This is a genomic window from Nocardia sp. NPDC058519 (assembly GCF_042719755.1).
Lineage (GTDB): Bacteria > Actinomycetota > Actinomycetes > Mycobacteriales > Mycobacteriaceae > Nocardia.
This window is the reverse complement of the sequence record NZ_JBHXNK010000001.1, coordinates 417567-436104: the sequence shown is the minus strand read 5'-3', so window position 1 is coordinate 436104 and position 18538 is coordinate 417567. Positions and strand designations below refer to the sequence as shown.

Below are 18538 nucleotides of genomic sequence, written 5' to 3'. Positions count from 1 at the left end.
GGAGGCGCCATGCCCGAGCAGATGACTCCGGGCGGGCTGGTCTACTTCTCCAGCGCTTCGGAGAACACCCATCGTTTCGTCGAGAAGCTCGGTCTCCCGGCAACTCGACTTCCACTGCACACCGCTGATTCGCTGCGGATCGACGAACCCTACGTGCTGATCACCCCCACCTACGGCGGTGGTCGGCACGTCATGGGTGGACAGCGTCCCGACAAGGACCTCGTTCCGCGGCAAGTCGCCAAGTTCCTCAACGACCCACACAACCGTGCGCTGCTGCGCGGGGTGATCGCGGCCGGCAACACGAACTTCGGCGATACCTATTGCGTTGCAGGGGACATCATCTCGCAAAAATGCGGGGTGCCGTACTTGTATCGCTTCGAACTCATGGGAACCGCTGAGGACGTCGCGCGCGTCCGAGAGGGATTGGGATTGTTTTGGCAACAGCAACCACAGCACCGGCAGGAAAGTCAGCACGCTTAGAGCAGTCCGCGGTGCGCGGCGAGGCGGGCGAGGTGCTCGACTACCACGCTCTCAACGCGATGCTGAACCTGTACGGCCCCAACGGCGAGATCCAGTTCGACAAGGATCGCGAGGCCGCGCACCAGTACTTCCTGCAGCACGTGAACCAGAACACCGTCTTCTTCCACAACCTGGACGAGAAGCTGGACTACCTGGTCAAGGAGAACTACTACGAGACCGAGGTGCTCGACCAGTACGGTCGACCCTTCGTCAAGCAGCTGTTCCAGCAGGCCTACGCCAAGAAGTTCCGGTTCCCGACCTTCCTCGGCGCGTTCAAGTACTACACCTCGTACACGCTCAAGACCTTCGACGGTAAGCGCTACCTGGAGCGTTTCGAAGATCGTGTCTGCATGGTCGCGCTGACGCTGGCCGCCGGTGACGAGGTGCTCGCGCGCAACCTGGTCGACGAGATCATCGACGGCCGTTTCCAGCCCGCCACCCCCACCTTCCTCAACTCCGGCAAGAAGCAGCGCGGCGAGCCCGTGTCCTGCTTCCTGCTGCGCATCGAGGACAACATGGAGTCCATCGGGCGCTCCATCAACTCCGCGCTGCAGCTGTCCAAGCGCGGCGGCGGTGTGGCCCTGCTGCTCAGCAATATTCGTGAGCACGGCGCGCCGATCAAGAAGATCGAGAACCAGAGCTCGGGTGTCATCCCGATCATGAAGCTGCTCGAGGACTCGTTCTCCTACGCCAACCAGCTGGGTGCGCGTCAGGGCGCGGGCGCGGTGTACCTGCACGCCCACCACCCCGACATCTACCGCTTCCTCGATACCAAGCGCGAGAACGCGGACGAGAAGATCCGCATCAAGACGCTCTCGCTGGGTGTGGTGATCCCCGACATCACCTTCGAGCTGGCGAAGAAGAACGAGGACATGTACCTGTTCTCGCCGTACGACGTCGAGCGCATTTACGGCAAGCCGTTCGCCGATGTCGACGTCACCGAGAAGTACTACGAGATGGTCGACGACAAGCGCATCCGCAAGTCGAAGATCAAGGCGCGCGAGTTCTTCCAGACCATCGCCGAGCTGCAGTTCGAGTCGGGCTACCCCTACATCATGTTCGAGGACACGGTGAACCGGGCCAACCCGATCAAGGGCAAGATCACCCACTCGAACCTGTGCTCGGAGATCCTGCAGGTCTCCACCCCCTCGGAATTCAACGACGATCTGTCCTATTCCAAGGTGGGCAAGGACATCTCGTGCAACCTGGGTTCGCTCAACATCGCCAAGGCGATGGACTCGCCGGACTTCGGTCAGACCATCGAAACCTCGATCCGCGCGCTCACCGCTGTCTCGGACCAGACCCACATCTACTCGGTGCCCTCGATCGAGCAGGGCAACAACGAGTCCCACGCCATCGGCCTCGGCCAGATGAACCTGCACGGGTATCTGGCGCGTGAGCGGGTCCACTACGGCTCCGAAGAGGGTGTGGATTTCACCAACATCTACTTCTATACCGTTGTCTACCACGCGATTCGGTCCTCGAACCTGATCGCCAAGGAGCGCGGCAGCTCCTTCGGTGGGTTCGCCGACTCCAAGTACGCCAGCGGTGAGTACTTCGACAAGTACACCGAGCAGGCGTGGGAGCCCAAGACCGACAAGGTGGCTCAGATGTTCGCCGACGCCGGCGTGCGCATCCCCACCCAGGACGACTGGCGTCTGCTGAAGGCCTCGGTGCAGGAATTCGGCATCTACAACCAGAACCTGCAGGCCGTCCCGCCGACGGGTTCGATCTCCTACATCAACCACTCCACCAGCTCGATCCACCCGGTGGCGTCGAAGATCGAGATCCGCAAGGAAGGCAAGATCGGCCGCGTCTACTACCCGGCCCCCTACCTGGACAACGACAACCTCGAGTACTACGACGACGCCTACGAAATCGGCTACGAGAAGATCATCGACACCTACGCCGCGGCCACCCAGCACGTGGACCAGGGCCTGTCGCTGACGCTGTTCTTCAAGGACACCGCCACCACCCGCGACCTGAACAAGGCGCAGATCTACGCATGGCGCAAGGGCATCAAGACGCTCTACTACATCCGCCTGCGCCAGATGGCTTTGGAGGGAACCGAAGTCGAGGGTTGCGTGTCCTGCATGCTGTGAGCTGAGCTCGGCACAAGGGGCGGTCTCCCGAGGGGGACCGCCCCTTATCCGTCAGCGGGCACTGTCGAAGAGGTCGAAGCAGGACCAGCCGCCTCGGAACCATTGGACGATCAGCTGCCAGGTCGAGGGGTAGGTGCCGTCGGCGTAGCGCAGCCGGAGTCCGTAGGAGCACTTGCCGATCGTCGTGCGGGTGAGTCGTTGGATGACTGTCCGGTGCAGGAAGGACACGCCGAGCCAGGCGAGGATGCCGTACAGAACGGCTGTCGTGCCGGACGCGATGTACCAGGCGGTGGCGCCGATCGCGGCGTGCAGCGTCATATCGATGAGGAACGCGGGGATCACCCCGGTCTCGTCGCCGCTGGAAGTGCGTGCGGTGAGCGGGAATTCGTCTTCGAACGTCGGTCGCTCGGCGGCCTCGCGCTCGTATCCGCTGTTCCTCGCCGCGTGCCGGGGCGGTGCTGCGTTGCTCATAGGGCTCAGCGTGGTCGACGCCGCTTAACAAGCACCCGCTGCCGACCTTGCCGACCTGCTCACCGGCTTGCGGCCGTCAGCCCGCGGAACCGGAAGACAGCCAGGGGAACCCCGAGGCCGATCCGGTGCCACCGGCAGAAGGTAAGTCGGCGCCTGCCGAGCCGGGACGGTGGATGCGGACGGTGACCGGGTCGGTGCTGTCGGCTTCCACGGTGACGATGCGCGCGCCGGGTGACGAGGTGACCTGTCCGCCGGTGACCTTCACCTCGTAGCCGTCCGGATGGAACAGGTCCGAGACGTAGATCTCGGTCGGTGCGGAGGCCGGGCGTGGACGGTACCGGTAGGCGAAATCGCCTGTGCCGGAATCGAAGACCATGCTGTCGGGAGTGCCTGCCGTGGCCCGTGGATAGGTGCGGACGAGTTCGCGGCCGAGGTCGCCACGGAAGGGATCCCCGTCGCCGGATCGGTAATGCCAGTAGTGCCAGCCGACGAACCGTTCATCGGCCCGAATGATGGTGTTGCGCAATACTGTCGGGTCACCGTCACCGAATTCGGTGACCATGGTGGGAATGTCGGTGCGGTCGGCGAACGAATCGATGTTCGACCAGGTCAGGTCCTGCTGCGCGGGGCACAACGCGCGCAGTTCCTCGGGCAGGCCGAGGTAGATCGCGAGCTGACTGGGGATGCAGTAGTCGTGCGGGGAGAACACGATATTCGGACTGGTGATCGGTGGATTCTTGCCCAGGTGGCTCGGCATCGACTCGTTCCAGGTGACATTCGGCTCCCATAACACCGGCACCGTGGCATTGCGCGCCCGGACCGCATCGGTCAGCTGTTGCAGCGCCCGTTGGTATTTCACGTCGAAGTCGGGACAGCCGTCCGGATAGCAGGTGAGAAACGGTGAGCCGGGCCACGGTTCGTTGAGCAACTCGATCCCGAGCACGCTCGCGCGCCCGTTCATCCGCTCGGCGAGCGCGCCGAGCGCCACTCCGAGATGATTCAGCACCCCATAGGTGTTGTTCCACACCTCGTCCCATCCGGCGTTCATGCTCGGCATCAGATAGAACAGCGGGAAGCCTGGGTTCGGCTCGCCGTCGGCGGGCCGGGCGCGGATCGCCCACTCGGGAAACCCGTTGCCGTCCCAGATCTTCGACAATCCGTCCTGGTGATTGTCGAGCAAGGTGTAGATCCCGTGCGCGGCAAGGGTATCCACCACATTCTCGACCCGATCCAGATAGGCGGTGTCGACAACGCCCTCCGTCGGCATCAACCCGTCGAACGACACTCCGAGCCGCACCGTGGAGAACCCGTGCCGGGCCAGGGTCGCCGCCGATGCATCGGTGAGGGTGAATCCGTCACCGGGTTGCAGGTAGGGCGCGTCCTTGTCGACGGTGTTCACGCCGTGCAGCAGGACTGTGCGTCCGTAACCGTCGATCAACGCGGATCCCTGCGCCCGCAACGGTGTCAGCGGTACTGCCGGCTCGGCGGTCACCGGGGCGCTGCTCACGGCCAGCGCTGCCGCGAGGGCGAGTGCCGTCATCCAGCGCACCGGTCGCCTCATCGTCCTCAACATCTGCGTCCTCGATCCCCAGGCGGACACTCGGTCAACTGAACGAATGTCCAAGTCTGTTGGCGAGAGAACATAGCCGGAGTTCCACACTGTGGTCAAGGCCACAGTCATGAAAGAGGCTGAATCGCTTCATGTTCGAAGGGTTCGGCGCGGAGCGCGTCTTGCGGTAGGGCTTGGGATCAATTATGGTCGAGATGACTAATAGTGAGGTGGGGGAGATGAATCCGCTGGATCTGGTTGCCGCACTGCAGCAGCCGTTGTTCACGCTGCTCGGGACGGCGGTGAGCTGGACCGAGGTGCTCGGGTTCGGCAGTGGGGCGCTGTGCGTGTGGTTGGTCGCTCGCCAGCACATCGCGAACTGGCCGATCGGCATCGCCAACAATGTGTTCTTCATTCTGTTGTTCACCCAGGCAGGGCTTTTCGCCGACGCGGGGTTACAGGTGGTGTTCATCGTGCTGGCCGGGTACGGGTGGTGGACGTGGGTGCACGGGTCCTCGCGCACCCAGCCGCTGCCTGTACGTCGGACGACGCGGGTCGAATGGCTGGTGCTCGCGGCGTGCGGGGTGCTCGGTACTGCCGCGATCACCGTGCTGCTCGACACCGCCACCGAGTCCACCGTGCCGTTCTGGGACGCGCTGACCACCGCGTTGTCGCTGATGGCGACCTATGGGCAGTGCCGCAAACGGCTGGAGTCGTGGTGGTTGTGGATCGCGGCCGATATCGTCTACATCCCGCTCTACGCCTACAAGGGGCTGTTCCTGACGGCGCTGTTGTACCTCGGATTCCTCGCGCTGTGCGTTCGGGGTTTGATCGCGTGGCGGCGTGATGTGGTCGAGGCGCCGGTGGTGGTCGCGGTATGACGCGGTATGGGCACGGGCTGGTGCTCGGCAAGTTCTATCCGCCGCATGCCGGACATCACCACTTGGTCCGCACCGCTGCCGCCCGCTGCGATCGGTTGACCGTGCTGGTGTGTGCCTCCTCGGTGGAGTCGATCCCACTCGCCGACCGGGTGGCCTGGATGCGCGAAATGCATTCGCAGCCAGGAATTTCCGTCGTCGGCGCCGTCGACGATGTGCCGATGGACATCAGCGACCCCGCGATCTGGGACGCCCACATGGCGGTGTTCTTCGCTGCTGTACCTGACCCCGTCGACGCGGTCTTCACCTCGGAGGCTTACGGCGAGGAGCTGGGCCGACGCTTCGGCGCCGACGCGATCTGCGTCGACCCGCGGCGGCTGCACCACCCGATCTCGGCGACCGAGATCCGCCGAAACCCGGTCGCGCACTGGGCCTTCCTCTCCCCGCCGGTCTGCGCCGCGATGACCAAGCGGGTGGTGGTGCTCGGTGCGGAATCGACGGGAACGACGACCATGGCCGAGGCGCTCGCCGCGCACTACGGCGCCCGCTACGTCCCCGAGTACGGCCGCGAATACAGCGAACGGAAGCTGGCCGCCCTCGGTCCGGGCGGGCACTGGTCCGACGTCGAGTTCACATCGCCGGAATTCCCGCTGATCGCCGCGCACCAGCAAGCGGCCGAGGACCGCGCGGCCCGCGAAACGGGGCCGGTACTCGTCTGCGATACCGATTCCTTCGCCACGACCATCTGGCACGAGCGCTACCTCGGCTTCGCCCATCCCGGCATCGTCGCCGAGCACCGTCAGCACCTGTGGTTGCTCACCGACCATGTCGGCGTCGCATTCGAAGACGACGGTTTGCGCGACGGCGAACGCCTACGGCCGTGGATGGCCGAGCGTTTCCGCGACGAACTCACCCGCACCGGACGGCGATTCACGATGCTGACCGGCCCGCACGAGCAACGCCTCGCCACCGCTGTCGCCGCTGTCGACGAACTGCTGGCCGAAGGCTGGGCCATCGCGGACCCGCTGCCGGAACGCGCCGCAAGCGAACGGGCGTGCACGTAGTTCGCTGACAGCGCGCAAGACGCAGCACCCGGTGCGGGTTCGTCACAGCGCGAATGCGTGCTGGTGGTGATCGGCCAAGGTCTTGTCGAACGATGGCGTAGGGGCATTGCGGGCCTTGTTAGCGTGGCCGCGATTTGCGATGCACGGTGAGAGGAAACGGATGAAGCGCGCGCTCATGGTGGTGGCGGCCGGGGGATCGGCGTTGGCAGCGCTCGTCGGATGTTCGAGCGAGAAACCCGAGCCCGCGGAAACGACGGCATTGTTCGAGCCGTGCACCGGGGTTGCCGCGGACGCACTGCGGGAGGCCGGTGTCGACCCCGCGACGAAGGTGGCGACCGGTGCGGCTTCCGCCGGCTGGCAGACTTGCGCGTGGACCGGCGCCACTGCCCACCTGAGGGTGTTCTCGACCTCGCGAACTCTCCAGGAATTCGAAAAGGAATCAGGCGCCTCAGCTTTCACCGACTACACCGTCGCAGGCCGCACCGGTCGCCGACTCGGTGACACCCCTACCTCCTGCGACATTCTCTTCTCCGCAGCCCAAGGTGTAATCCGCATGGTCGTAGTGAACAACCCCACCCAACCGGCCACCGACGCCTGCGCCACCCTGCGCCACATGGGCGAATCGATCGTCCCGACCTTTCCCGCGTAGGCCGGCGAATCACGACCGCCCGTCATTCCTGAGTGCTGTTCGGTGACGACGGGGCTCAGGGTAAGGAGCGTGCCGGGTGGCTGTTCGTATCTGTCGGTCAGCGCCGATGCTTCGCGCCGCACGGCCTCCGGTTGCCTCATGGCGCCACGGTAGAAGGCGTGGCTCAATACCGGCCGTTGGTTATGCCAATGCCGGGATCACCTCGCGTTCGAACAGTTCGATGCCGGAGGTGTCGTAGGCGGCTTCGGGGAAGTTGAGGATGGCGTAGGCGAGGCCGAGATTCTTCACCTCGGTGAGGCGTTCGATGATCTGTTCCGGGGTGCCGACGGCCGCGCTGGTCGCGAACTGTTCGTGCACATAGGATTTCGCCTCGTCGGCGCCGAGGAACGGGGTATAGCGGTCGATGACGGCCGAAAGGCGTTCTTGTACTTCGGTGTCGGTGGTGCCGACGATCGCGTTGAAGTTGGAGCTGCGGGTGATCGCCGAGAAATCGGTGCCGACCTCGGTGCAGTGCCGGCGCAGGATGTCGGACTTGCGGGCGAACTCTTCGGGATTGCCGCTGAAGTTGGTGTGATCGGCGTACTTCGCGGCGATGCGCAGCGTCTTCTTCTCGCCGCCACCGGCGATCCAGATCGGAATCCCGTTCTCCTGCAACGGTCGTGGGTGCACGATGGCGTCGTCGACCTGGTAGTACTTGCCGTCGAGCGTCGCCCGGCCGGTCTGCCACGCCTGGCGGAAGATCTGCACGCCTTCGTCCAGCCGGCCCAGCCGCTCACCGGCGGATGGGAAGCCGTAACCGTAAGCGCGCCACTCGTGTTCGTACCAGCCACCGCCGATGCCCATCTCCACCCGGCCACCCGAGATGAGGTCGACGGTGGCGGCCACCTTGGCGAGATAGGCGGGGTTGCGGTAGCTCACGGCGGTACACATCTGGCCCAACCGCACGCGGGACGTGGTGGCCGCGAACGCCGCCATCAACGACCACGCTTCGTGGGTCGCCTCGTCGGTGGGAACGGGCGTGGTGTGGAAGTGGTCGTAGACCCAGATCGACTCCCAGTCGGTACCGGTGTCGAACCGCTGGGCCAGCTCGCGCATCACCGACCACTGGTCGGCCGGTTCGATACCGACCAGATCCAGCCGCCAGCCCTGGGGAACGAAAATGCCGAAACGCACAGGTTTTCTCCTGGAGTGAGAAGGATGGAACTCGAGCGGCGCCGCACGCCGCGGATATCGAGATCCACTGTTCCACTTCTGCGCGCTCAGGCAACTATTGTGCGCGCACCGCGCTGAACCCTGGACCGGCCGTTATGCACCGAAATTCACTTGGCACGCGGGGAAAACCCGGGCATGCTTGCAGTCGTATGAACAATATTTCCCCACCCCGCCTCGGCGTCGATTTCGGCCGAGTGATCAAGGGGCGGCGCTCGGTCCGGGCGCCGCGGACACCGTATTCCTCTCGGGCGGCATCGACGAAGCGATGAGCACTCCGCCCAGCCCCGAGGCGTTCGAAGTGCTCAACCGGCTGGTCACCCGCTTCGACGGCAATGCCTGGGTGATCTCGAAATGCGGCCCGCGCATCGAGCAACGCACCAGGCAATGGCTCGACCACCACGACTTCGCCGCCCGCACCGGCATTCCCCGAGAACACCTGCGCTTCTGCCGAACTCGTGCGGGCAAGGCGCCGCACTGCACCGACCTCGCCATCACGCACATGATCGACGACCGGCTCGACGTGCACCGGATCCTGCGCGATCTGGTGCCACGGCTGTATCTGTTCGGCGCGCAGACCGGGCAGGTCCCCGACTGGGTGACCCACACGCCCGACTGGCATGCGGTCGAGCGTGCCGTCGGTGCGGATCTCGCAGGTCAGGCGCTCGGGTCGCCGTAGGAGGCGGCGATGTCCTTGCTGCTCGGCCAGCCGCTGTAGGTCGGTGACTGCGGCCAGCCCTCGGGGCTGTCCTGCCACTCCTCTTGACGCCCGTAGGGCAGCGCGTCGATGAGGCCGAAGCTGTAGGCGAGTTGTTCGGTGCCGCGGCCGTCGGTGTGCCAGCTGCGGTAGACCGTGTCGCCGTCGCGCAGGAAGGTGTTCACGGCGAAGCCCTCGCCGGGGCCTGCGCCCATGTCGGCGCCGAACGGACTGTCGGCGGTCGAATACCAGGTCATCGTGTTGCCGACGCGCTTCTTGTAGGCGAGCACCTCGTCCATCGGCCCCTGCGTCACGATGACGAATCGCGCGTCGTAGCCGTCGAGGAAATCCAGCCGTGCGTACTGCGCGGTGAGGCCGGTGCAGCCGGCGCACTGCCAGGTGTTCCCCGGCGTCCACATGTGGTGATAGGTGATCAGCTGTGAGTGTCCGTCGAAGATGTCGGCGAGCGAAACATCGCTGCCGTCTTCGGCTTTCAGCGTGTAGCCGGGCAGGCGGACGGCGGGCATGCGCCGCCGCTGGGCGGCGACGGCGTCGAGTTCACGCGTCGCGGCCTTCTCCCGGATCCTGAGCTGATCGAGTTCGGCCTGCCAGGCGTCGCGATCGACGATGGTGGGCAATGCGGTCATGATGGGCCACCCTTCGATGTATACGGTGTGCACATTTGATATGTTCACACCGTATACTTCACCGAAAGGGAGTTCAAGGGTTGGCCTATCACCACGGTGACCTCGCGGCGGCATTGGTCGAAGCCGGGCTGGAACTCACCAGGTCCGGCGGGCCGGAGGCGCTGACGATCCGCGAAGTCACCCGCCGGGTCGGCGTCACGCCGAACGCCGCCTACCGGCACTTTCCCGACCGGCAAGCCCTGCTGCGCGCGGTGTCGGCCGCGATCGAGTCCAGGATGGCCGAGGGGATGGAGCGCGGCCAGGCGGCGCCGCGGGCGAGCCTGCGCGCGGTCGGCCTGGGCTATATCGGGTTCGCGCTGCTCGAGCCGGGCTGGTTCGCGGTCGCGTTCTTCGGCGCCGGTGACACCTCGCCCGAGTCGGTCGTCGACTCGCCCGCCTACCTCGCCCTCGCCGACGCGCTCGACATGATGGTCCACGTCGGCGATCTCGCCCCCGCGGCGCGTCCGGGTGCGACCTGGAGTTGCTGGTCCACCGTGCACGGATTCGCGGAACTGGCGTTGCGTGGGCCGTTGCGGCATCTGGACCGTGCGCAGCTGTGGCCCCTCGCTGAACAAGCCGTCGACACCGTCATCGCCGGGTTGCCGCCGATGGTGTGATCGGTGTCACTGTGACCGGTGGTACGCGAGCTCGAGGTGAAACGAGTGGGCTCCGCATGTATTCTCATGGGTGGAAGGGTGTGCCCGGGTGGGTACTCCAAGCGATTCGCGGAGCGACAACCCGCGGCGACTGCGAGGAGGTGGGGTTGCAATGCGCAACGAACCTCCCAGTCGAAGGCCGCGCGGCGTCGCCCCTTCGTCTTCGCACTGCAAATCCTGACCTGCTCGGTCCGGTCTGTGCGTGCCGACCTCGGCGGTGGACGCCCCGCGGTGTGAAACACCGTCACTCGTTCCACTTTTCGCGCATCCTGTAGCTGTGCCGCAGGCGTGTGCGCTGTTACGCCAGAGGACTCGATCATGTCGAACGTCGATCTCGTCACCACCCGTCATGTACCCGCCGAAACCGTTGTGCCCGAAGTGATTTCGCCGCGCCGGACCGCCGTCGAAGACCACGCGGTCACCGAGGCGCTCGAGATCCTGTCCGAATCGGTGCGCGACATCGTCGAGACCCACCGGGTCTGTGGCGGTCTCGACTGGCTCGACAACCGTCCGCCGCACGTCATCGCCGACGCGCTGGCCCGCATGGACGCCGTGCAGGCCGGTGTCGTGTTCCGGCTGCTCGACAAGGAGCGCGCCCTCAGTGTGTTCGAAGAGCTGGAGCCGGTCGACCAGCAGCAGATCCTGCAGGGCCTGCGCGAGAAGAGCTTTCGCGATCTCGTCGAGGCGATGGACCCCGACGACCGCGCCCGCATGCTGCACGAAGCACCCGCCAAGGTCGCCAAGAAGGTACTCGCCGGGCTGAGCCCGCGCGAGCGCCGGATGACGGCCACGCTGCTCGGCTACCCCGAGGGCTCGGTCGGGCTGTACATGACGCCGGAAGTCGTTGCGCTGCCGGACAATCTGACCGTCGCCCAGGCGCTGGGCTGTGTGCGCGCCAAGGGCAGCAACGCCGAAACGGTCTACACGCTGCCCGTGGTCGATCGCGGCCGCCGCCTCACCGGCATCGTCGAACTGCGTGAGCTGGTGCTGCACTCCCCGGACGCGATGGTGTCCGAACTCGTCGTCACCGAACCGCCGTTCGTGCGGGCCACCGATTCCGCGGAGAAGGCCGCCCGGCTGATGAGTTCCACCAACCTCATCAACCTGGTGGTCGTCGACAGCGAGGACCGGGTGGTCGGGCTGCTCACCATCGACGACGCCATGGAGGTGCTCGAGGCCGCCGACAGCGAGGACGTCGCCAAGCAGGCCGGTTCGGCGCCGTGGGAGGGCCACTACATGGCCGCCAAGGTGTTCCAGCTGGCGCGCTACCGGGCACTGTGGCTGACGCTGCTGTTGTTCGCGGCCACCCTGACCGTGAGTGTCACCGACATGTTCGCCACGACACTCGAGCAGGCGGCGAGCCTGGCGCTGTTCATCCCGTTGCTGATCGGGGCGGGCGGCAATGCCGGTGCGCAGGCGGCGACGGCGTGCGTGCGAGCCCTGGCGGTCGGCGAGGTGCGCGTCTCGGATCTGTTCAAGGTGATCTGGCGCGAATGCCGGGTCGGGCTGGTGCTCGGCACCATGCTCGCCGCCGCCGGGCTGCTGATCGGCACGGTGTTCGTCGGGCCGAAGATCGCCATCGTCGTGGCCATCACCCTGGTGGTCATCTGTGGCTGGGCGGCGACCATCGGCGGCACGATGCCGTTGCTGGCCAAGAAGTTCCGCATCGACCCCGCGGTCGTGTCGGCGCCGATGGTGACCACGCTGGTCGATGCGACCGGGCTGATCATCTACTTCACCACCGCGAAGCTGGTGCTGGGGATCTAACGCGCGGGGAAGAGCGTGAGCGCCTGTGCCATGACGTCCTTGGCGACGTCGTCGGTGGCGGCGACCACCTCGACAACCGGAATACGCCTGCCGAACGCGGTGGATTCGGCGGGCAGTTCCGGGCCGACGGCCGCGGTGTAGATCGGGATCGAGCTGTCGTAGACCGAGACCGAGCGGTGCACGGTGCGGCCGTCGATATGGTCCTCGGTGCTGTTGGCGGCCAGATACTCGGGCACGCGGTACTCGTAGCTCACGGTGATCTTCTCGCCGCGGTAACCGAACAGGCACTGGGTCAGGCGCTGCTCGTCGTCACGGACGGCCCCTGCCAGTTTCGTGCGAACCGTGCACGGGTCGGCGCCGAGCAGCACCGTAGGCGCGGTGTCGGGGGAGGTGCCCTGCTTCGGTGACTGACGCCAGCGATCGATCATGCCGGGCATCAGGTCACCGGCGACGGTGCACGGGTTCTTGCCGGGAGTGGACAGGCCGAGGTAGAAGGCGGCGCCGGACGGGAACCAGGCCGTCGCACCGCAGGCCCGGGGTTCACCGGAATCGCGGTCGGGGACCGTGCGCACGCTGGCGTCGCCGACCTGCGTGGTGACCCCCCTACCGCTCGAGCCGAGTCTGTCCAGCAGGGTGGCGTGCCAGGTCAGGGTGGAATCCTCGCGGCCTTCGCCGCCGCCGAGGATGGCTCGACACGAATCAAGGCCGACGGTCACGCTCTTGACCTCACCGATCTTCCCGAGCGTTTCGCGCGGTAGCACCGCGCAGACATCGACCTGGCGCGTCGCCTGGGCAACCTCGTCGCGCTGGCGCTCGTCTTGGGGGACCTTCGACCAGAACTCCGGGGGCTGGGCGGGAATCACCGGTGCGGGCGGCGGCGGCAACTTCCCGTAGTCGGGTGGATTGCCCGCGTCGTCACTCCCGCAGCCGGCGCACACGAGCAACGCGGCAGCGGCCAGCGCCATCCTGCGATACATCGGTACCCCTGTCCTCGGCAGACCCGGGCCCGGACCCGAGCCCGACCACCGAGTCTGCCCGTGACGGCAACCCTCGCGCAAACATCACGCCAGGTCGTTCTCAGAACGTTGTCGTCCGAGTCGGCGGCAGGGTGTCAGCGCACCAGCGGCAGGGTTTCGCGCATGACCTTCTCCGCGATCGTCGAGTGGGCCGTGACCGAGACGGTCGGCACGCGCCGACCGAGCAGCGCGTCGGTCGGCCCCGGTGCGAGGCCGGGGCCGACGACGGCCGACAGCGACGCCAGGTCGGACTGGGCGGTGTCGAATCGGTACACCTGACGGGTGCCGACGGTGAAGGCGGGGGTGTCGTCGATGATCGAACGTTCCTCGTTGTAGTCGTAGGTGACGATCGCATCGCGCCCGTCGACGCTCAATTTGCACGTGATGACGCCCTGATCGGCCACCGGCACCCGGACACCGAGCATCGGCGCGACCGCACACGGATCCGCTCCGGTGACCACCGCCCGATCCGAATCCGGCGAGTGACCCTGCGGCGGCTCCTTACGCCACTCGGTCACCGCGATCCGCAACAGTGCCTTCGCCGACACGCACGCATCCTGCGGCGCCCGCACACTCAACGACAGATCGGCCCCCGCCACGAACCGCGCCCACGCCTGACACGCCCCACGCACCTGCGGATCGGCCGACGCCGCGGGCTCGTCGTTGAACAGCACCCGCACATCCCCCATCGACTCCTCGTCCACCGGGCCGTCCATGCTCGGCTCACCCTCGAACATCACCCCGGTACTCCAGGTCGCATCGATCCCGGTGAGATGGCCATCGACGGCGATACTGAGCCTGCACTGATTCGGATGCACGTTCTCGATGTCACGCACGGTGCCGAGGGTGCGCAGCGATGCGCGGGGGAGCAGCGCGCACACATCGATCGCCCTGACCTTGCGCAGCACGGCGAGCTTCTCCTGATCGGAAACCGCTGCGGTGGACCAGAATCCGCCCTGCGGCATGGAGTCCGGCGCGGGTTCGGTCCCGCAGGCGACCATCATCAGCGCGGCGGCGGTGAGCAGGATGAGCTGGCGCACAGGGGTTCTCCTTGTCCGGATCAGATGGCGGGGAAGAGTTCGACGGTCGCGCGCAGTGCGGATTCGACGGCGGCGGGGTCATCGCCGAAGGCTCGCACGGCCGGGACATTCGGGCCGAGCAGCTCGGAGCCCGGTCCGGGCAGGGCGGGCCCGACTATGGCTGCGTACGAGACATAGTCACCGGTCTGGCCGGCACCGTAGCCGGTGTGACCGTTGATGACGAAAAGAGTCTTGTCCATGACGATGACGTCTCGGGGCTCGTAGTCGTAGTCCACATGGACGGCCGCACCTCCGACAGTGAACTGGCAGGACCAGACTCGCTGATCGATGACGGTGAGCGATGCGCCGAGCACGCCCGCGACCTCGCACGGGTCTTTGCCGTGCAGCGCGGTCCGCGGCGCGTCCGGCGAGGTGCCCTGTGGCGCTTCGCCGGCGAGTCCGCCCATCGCCCTGGCCAGCGCAGCCTGAGCGGGCGGGCACGGTTCGGTGCCGAGCGGTGTCCGCACATGAACCGGGAGGGTGGTCGTATTGGCGAAAACCGCGGTCGCGACGCAACTTCGGTCCAGTTGCCCTTCCCTCGGCGGTGCCCCATCGAGATCGTCGAGAACTCCGATGGTGATCCCGTCTACTTCCTCCAGTTCGGAGTTGCCCCAGCCGTATCCGGTCGGCGCCACCCCGGTCGCCCAGCTGACCGAGGTTCCCTTGCCGCTCTCAGTGGAGTCGAACGTTGCCTCGCACCGGCTCGGTCCGCGGTTCTCGACCTCGATCAACTTTCCGAACTTCGCGAGATCGGCGCGAGGGACCAGGGCGCAAGGGTCGATCGCGCGAAGCCGCCGCAGCAGTTCGAGGCGCTGATTATCGGTGGTCGGCGCGGTCTTCCAGTACGCGGGCATCGCCGAAGCCGCCTCGATCGGTGTGGCCGCCCGCTGTTTCGGCAGATTCTCCTGGCAGGCGGTCAGCCCGATCATGACTGCGGCGGCCACCGCGCAGCGACGCATCAGCATTCGACAAATCCCCCTCGCGCGGGACGACTCCCGCCTCCCTCCGGCCCGCGAGCGAGCCCTGTCGGATGCCCAGTCTGCCGGATTCGGTGTCCTCGATCCGCAGCGGGAGGGAGCCGGGGTAGTGGCCGCCCTCACCGGTGGCGGTCACCGATCACACGCATGTGGCGAATCACTGGCGATGCGATGGTGGTGTGCGCGCGATCGTGCCGCACAATGGTGGCCGCGTGTGTGGTGTGGGTGTTCGGCCGATCAGGCCGAGTTCTACGCGCCGCAACACAAGCTGTAGTGCTCCCGGAGGTTGTCACCCACTACGAGTAGTGTTCTGGGTGAAGGTCCTCGCGCACGGCGGCGAGTGCGGGTCATCAGGTCTGGCGGAAAGGTGTGGAGGCGGAATGAAGCTCATCGATCGGGCGTCGGCCATCAATTGGAATCGGGTGCCCGATGAGAAGGATGCCGAGGTCTGGGATCGTCTGACCGGCAACTTCTGGTTGCCCGAGAAGGTCCCGGTGTCCAACGACATCCCGTCCTGGAACACCCTCACCCCGGACGAGAAGCAGCTCACCATGCGGGTCTTCACCGGCCTGACGCTGCTCGACACCATCCAGGGCACCGTCGGCGCGGTCAGCCTCATCCCGGACGCGCTCACCCCGCACGAGCAGGCGGTGTACACCAACATCGCGTTCATGGAGTCGGTGCACGCCAAGAGCTACAGCTCGATCTTCTCCACCCTGTGCTCCACCAAGGAGATCGACGAGGCGTTCCGCTGGTCGGAGGAGAACCGCAACCTGCAGCGCAAGGCCGAGATCGTCCTGTCGTACTACAACGGCGACGACCCGCTCAAGCGCAAGGTCGCCTCCACGCTGCTGGAGAGCTTCCTGTTCTACTCCGGCTTCTACCTGCCGATGCACTGGTCCTCGCGGGCCAAGCTCACCAACACCGCCGACATGATCCGCCTGATCATTCGCGACGAGGCCGTGCACGGGTACTACATCGGCTACAAGTACCAGAAGGGCCTCGAGCTGGTCTCCCAGGCCGAGCGCGACGAGCTGAAGAACTACACCTTCGAGCTGCTCTTCGAGCTCTACGACAACGAGGTCGACTACACCCAGGACCTCTACGACGAGGTCGGCCTCACCGAGGACGTCAAGAAGTTCCTGCGCTACAACGCCAACAAGGCGCTGATGAACCTCGGCTACGAGGGCCTGTTCCCGAAGGACGAGTGCGAGGTGAACCCGGCGATCCTGTCGGCGCTCTCCCCCAACGCCGACGAGAACCACGACTTCTTCTCGGGTTCGGGTTCGAGCTACGTCATCGGCAAGGCGATCAACACCGAAGACGAGGACTGGGAGTTCTAGCCGAGCGTGCGCAGGCCGTGGACGGCCAGACGCACGCGATTGTCGGCGCCGGTTTTGGCCATCAGGTTGGTGACATGGGTTTTCACGGTGGTGACGCCCATGTTCAATCGCGCGCCGATCTCGGCATTGGGCAGGCCATCGGCCAGCAGTGCCAGGACTTCCCGTTCGCGTGGGGTCAGCTCGGGACCGCGCGGGGTGCTGGTGGTGGGCGGACGGTTGGTCAGCGCGGTGCCGATCACGCGGCGCAGGACGTCGGGGGAGAACACCGGGTCGCCGTCGGCGGCCCGGTGGATGGCGTCGAGCAGCTGGGTGGGGTGGGAATCCTTGACGAGGAAGCCGCACATGCCCGCCTGTAGCGCTCGGTAGAGGTTCTCGTCGTCGTCGAACGTGGTGAGCGCGACGATTCGGGTGGCCGGGCGGGCCGCGAGGATCTGCTGGGCGGCCTGGATCCCGTCGGTGCCGGGCATGCGCAGGTCCATCAGGATGACATCGGGGCCGGTACGCGCGGCGAGCCGAACCGCGTCGGCGCCGCCGGTCGCTTCGCCGACCACCTCGAGGTCGGCCGCGGTTTCGCACAGCATCCGGACCCCTGCCCGCACCAGCTGCTGATCATCGGCGATCAGCACACGCACGGTCATGTCGCCGCCCCGAGCGGCCAGCGCGCGGCGAGCCGCCAGCCGGTGCCGTGCGGCCCGGCTTCCAAGGTGCCGCCGAGGATCGCGAGCCGTTCGCGCAGACCCACCAGTCCGAGCCCGGTGCTCGACGTGGCCGTGACGACGCCCCCGCTGTCGCGCACCTCGAACTCGACGGCTCGATTCGCGGCGACTCGCAGTTGGGCCACAGCGCGTGGTCCGGCATGAGCTGCCACGTTGGCCAAGGCCTCCTGGGTGAGTCGCAGCAGGGTCAAAGCCGAGACCGGATCGACGTCGGTGATCGAGTCGTCGATGTGAGTGGTGATATCGAGTCCGGTGCGACGGGCACGCTCGATGACTTCATCCAGCGCTTGCGTCAATACCGCAGGGGTGACGAATGATTCGTGTGGCGGTTCGGGAGTTCGCAGTACGGTCACCAACTTTCGCAGATCCGCGAGCGCTTCCCGGCTCGTGATATCGACGTCTTCCAGTACCTGCAGAAGCGCGGGCGGCGCGTCGGTGAAAGCGTGTCGTGCCGCCCCGACCCGTAGGACTGTCGACGAAACATGGTGGGCGACAAGATCGTGCAATTCGCGGGCGATGGCGGTGCGTTCGGCGACCGTGGCCGCGGCGATCTGCTGTTCGCGATGTTCGGCGAGATCGGCGGCGGCGCGTGCGGCGCGGCGGGCATCAGTCCACGCGGTGCGCAGCAGCAACCCGAACAGCACCGGAACCGCCGCCATCACCGCGGCGCGGTACAGCATCACCACCATGCCCCCGGCCGGATGCAGCAAATAGACCCCGAACAGCACCGCGGCCGCGGGCGCGGCGAACCTGCTGCCACGCCGGGCGGTCAACTCGGTCAGCGCGAACGCGGCGGCGACCTTCGCGACCACCGGGCCGCTGTCACCGATGGCGAAGCCGAGCGCGAGCAACCCCGAGGTGGCCAGCGCGGTCGCGAACGGCGCCCGCACGCCGAACGCGGTGACCAGGACCGCGGCGATCCCGGTCGCCCAGTCGACAGCACTGGGATCCTCGGTCAGCAGCAGTAGACAGCCGACGGCCAGGCCGAGCAGAATCGCCACCCGAACCGGCAGCATGCGCGCATCCAGCAGGGACTCCACCACGTGTCCATCATGCCCGGCATCTGTGAGGTGCGGTTCCTCCCCAGGGAGGAGGCGCCCTCGTGCTCGCGGCCGCGAAAGCCGGACCGGGGATGGAGGCCGAAGGGTCAGCCGGTCGGC

18 protein-coding genes are annotated in these 18538 nt (G+C 66.4%); 9 read left to right on the top strand and 9 right to left on the bottom strand.

The genetic code is table 11. The features are described from left to right. Positions 1 to 9: 9 nt before the first annotated feature. Positions 10 to 480: a class Ib ribonucleoside-diphosphate reductase assembly flavoprotein NrdI gene (gene nrdI / locus ACFWPK_RS01950; RefSeq protein WP_378912650.1), complete on the top strand. Its 471-nt coding sequence runs from the start codon at positions 10 to 12 to the stop codon at positions 478 to 480. Between the two features lie 59 nt (positions 481 to 539). After that, a complete protein-coding gene (nrdE, locus tag ACFWPK_RS01945; protein ID WP_378912749.1) occupies positions 540 to 2621 on the top strand; it encodes a class 1b ribonucleoside-diphosphate reductase subunit alpha in 2082 nt (693 codons plus the stop codon). Between the two features lie 51 nt (positions 2622 to 2672). On the opposite strand, the gene ACFWPK_RS01940 is transcribed toward nrdE, so the two are convergent. Both ACFWPK_RS01940 and ACFWPK_RS01935 read right to left on the bottom strand, forming a co-directional pair. After that, positions 2673 to 3092: an RDD family protein gene (locus ACFWPK_RS01940; RefSeq protein ID WP_378912649.1), complete on the bottom strand. Its 420-nt coding sequence runs from the start codon at positions 3090 to 3092 to the stop codon at positions 2673 to 2675. Between the two features lie 76 nt (positions 3093 to 3168). Further along, entirely contained in the window at positions 3169 to 4653 is a 1485-nt protein-coding gene (locus ACFWPK_RS01935; protein ID WP_378912648.1) for a cellulase family glycosylhydrolase, read from the bottom strand. Positions 4654 to 4856: 203 nt separating this feature from the next. On the opposite strand from ACFWPK_RS01935, the gene pnuC reads away from it, so the two are divergent. The 3 genes from pnuC to ACFWPK_RS01920 all read left to right on the top strand — a co-directional run bounded on the left by pnuC (position 4857) and on the right by ACFWPK_RS01920 (position 7232). Continuing rightward, the gene (gene pnuC / locus ACFWPK_RS01930) at positions 4857 to 5522 is read left to right on the top strand and encodes a nicotinamide riboside transporter PnuC (protein WP_378912647.1); all 666 of its coding nucleotides are present in this window, start codon (positions 4857 to 4859) and stop codon (positions 5520 to 5522) included. Beyond that, a complete protein-coding gene (locus tag ACFWPK_RS01925) occupies positions 5519 to 6583 on the top strand; it encodes an AAA family ATPase (RefSeq protein WP_378912646.1) in 1065 nt (354 codons plus the stop codon). The genes pnuC and ACFWPK_RS01925 overlap by 4 nt, the downstream gene beginning before the upstream one ends. 160 nt (positions 6584 to 6743) lie before the next feature. Then, positions 6744 to 7232: a DUF3558 family protein gene (locus tag ACFWPK_RS01920; protein ID WP_378912645.1), complete on the top strand. Its 489-nt coding sequence runs from the start codon at positions 6744 to 6746 to the stop codon at positions 7230 to 7232. A gap of 180 nt (positions 7233 to 7412) precedes the next feature. On the opposite strand, the gene ACFWPK_RS01915 is transcribed toward ACFWPK_RS01920, so the two are convergent. Next, positions 7413 to 8405 carry an LLM class F420-dependent oxidoreductase gene (locus ACFWPK_RS01915; protein ID WP_378912644.1) on the bottom strand — a complete coding sequence of 331 codons (993 nt, stop codon included), beginning with the start codon at positions 8403 to 8405 and terminating at the stop codon, positions 7413 to 7415. Positions 8406 to 8709: 304 nt separating this feature from the next. Between ACFWPK_RS01915 and ACFWPK_RS01910 the strand changes: the two genes are divergently transcribed. After that, positions 8710 to 9120 carry a hypothetical protein gene (locus ACFWPK_RS01910; RefSeq protein WP_378912643.1) on the top strand — a complete coding sequence of 137 codons (411 nt, stop codon included), beginning with the start codon at positions 8710 to 8712 and terminating at the stop codon, positions 9118 to 9120. On the opposite strand, the gene ACFWPK_RS01905 is transcribed toward ACFWPK_RS01910, so the two are convergent. Then, a complete protein-coding gene (locus ACFWPK_RS01905) occupies positions 9099 to 9785 on the bottom strand; it encodes a DUF899 family protein (protein ID WP_378912642.1) in 687 nt (228 codons plus the stop codon). The two genes, ACFWPK_RS01910 and ACFWPK_RS01905, sit on opposite strands and share 22 nt — an antisense overlap. Positions 9786 to 9865: 80 nt before the next feature. Between ACFWPK_RS01905 and ACFWPK_RS01900 the strand changes: the two genes are divergently transcribed. Together ACFWPK_RS01900 and mgtE are read left to right on the top strand one after the other, a co-directional pair. Continuing rightward, positions 9866 to 10441 carry a TetR/AcrR family transcriptional regulator gene (locus ACFWPK_RS01900; RefSeq protein WP_378912641.1) on the top strand — a complete coding sequence of 192 codons (576 nt, stop codon included), beginning with the start codon at positions 9866 to 9868 and terminating at the stop codon, positions 10439 to 10441. A gap of 357 nt (positions 10442 to 10798) precedes the next feature. Continuing rightward, on the top strand, positions 10799 to 12247 hold the full coding sequence (gene mgtE, locus ACFWPK_RS01895) for a magnesium transporter (protein ID WP_378912640.1): 1449 nt from the start codon (positions 10799 to 10801) through the stop codon (positions 12245 to 12247). Here the strand turns inward: mgtE and ACFWPK_RS01890 are convergent. The 3 genes from ACFWPK_RS01890 to ACFWPK_RS01880 form a co-directional block, all read right to left on the bottom strand. Then, the gene (locus ACFWPK_RS01890; RefSeq protein WP_378912639.1) at positions 12244 to 13224 is read right to left on the bottom strand and encodes a peptidase; all 981 of its coding nucleotides are present in this window, start codon (positions 13222 to 13224) and stop codon (positions 12244 to 12246) included. The two genes, mgtE and ACFWPK_RS01890, sit on opposite strands and share 4 nt — an antisense overlap. A gap of 134 nt (positions 13225 to 13358) precedes the next feature. Beyond that, positions 13359 to 14303 carry a hypothetical protein gene (locus ACFWPK_RS01885; protein WP_378912638.1) on the bottom strand — a complete coding sequence of 315 codons (945 nt, stop codon included), beginning with the start codon at positions 14301 to 14303 and terminating at the stop codon, positions 13359 to 13361. Between the two features lie 20 nt (positions 14304 to 14323). Then, complete coding sequence (locus ACFWPK_RS01880; protein WP_378912637.1) at positions 14324 to 15307, bottom strand: hypothetical protein; 984 nt, start codon at positions 15305 to 15307, stop codon at positions 14324 to 14326. 392 nt (positions 15308 to 15699) lie between these two features. Here ACFWPK_RS01880 and nrdF point away from each other — a divergent pair, with 392 nt between their 5' ends. Beyond that, positions 15700 to 16662, top strand: coding sequence for a class 1b ribonucleoside-diphosphate reductase subunit beta (gene nrdF / locus ACFWPK_RS01875; RefSeq protein ID WP_358105034.1), 963 nt, complete (start codon positions 15700 to 15702; stop codon positions 16660 to 16662). Here the strand turns inward: nrdF and ACFWPK_RS01870 are convergent. Together ACFWPK_RS01870 and ACFWPK_RS01865 are read right to left on the bottom strand one after the other, a co-directional pair. After that, positions 16659 to 17300: a response regulator gene (locus ACFWPK_RS01870; RefSeq protein ID WP_378912636.1), complete on the bottom strand. Its 642-nt coding sequence runs from the start codon at positions 17298 to 17300 to the stop codon at positions 16659 to 16661. The two genes, nrdF and ACFWPK_RS01870, sit on opposite strands and share 4 nt — an antisense overlap. After that, positions 17297 to 18421, bottom strand: a complete 1125-nt coding sequence (locus ACFWPK_RS01865) for a sensor histidine kinase (RefSeq protein ID WP_378912635.1) — start codon at positions 18419 to 18421, stop codon at positions 17297 to 17299. Before ACFWPK_RS01865 ends, ACFWPK_RS01870 begins: the two co-directional genes overlap by 4 nt. Positions 18422 to 18538: the final 117 nt, after the last annotated feature.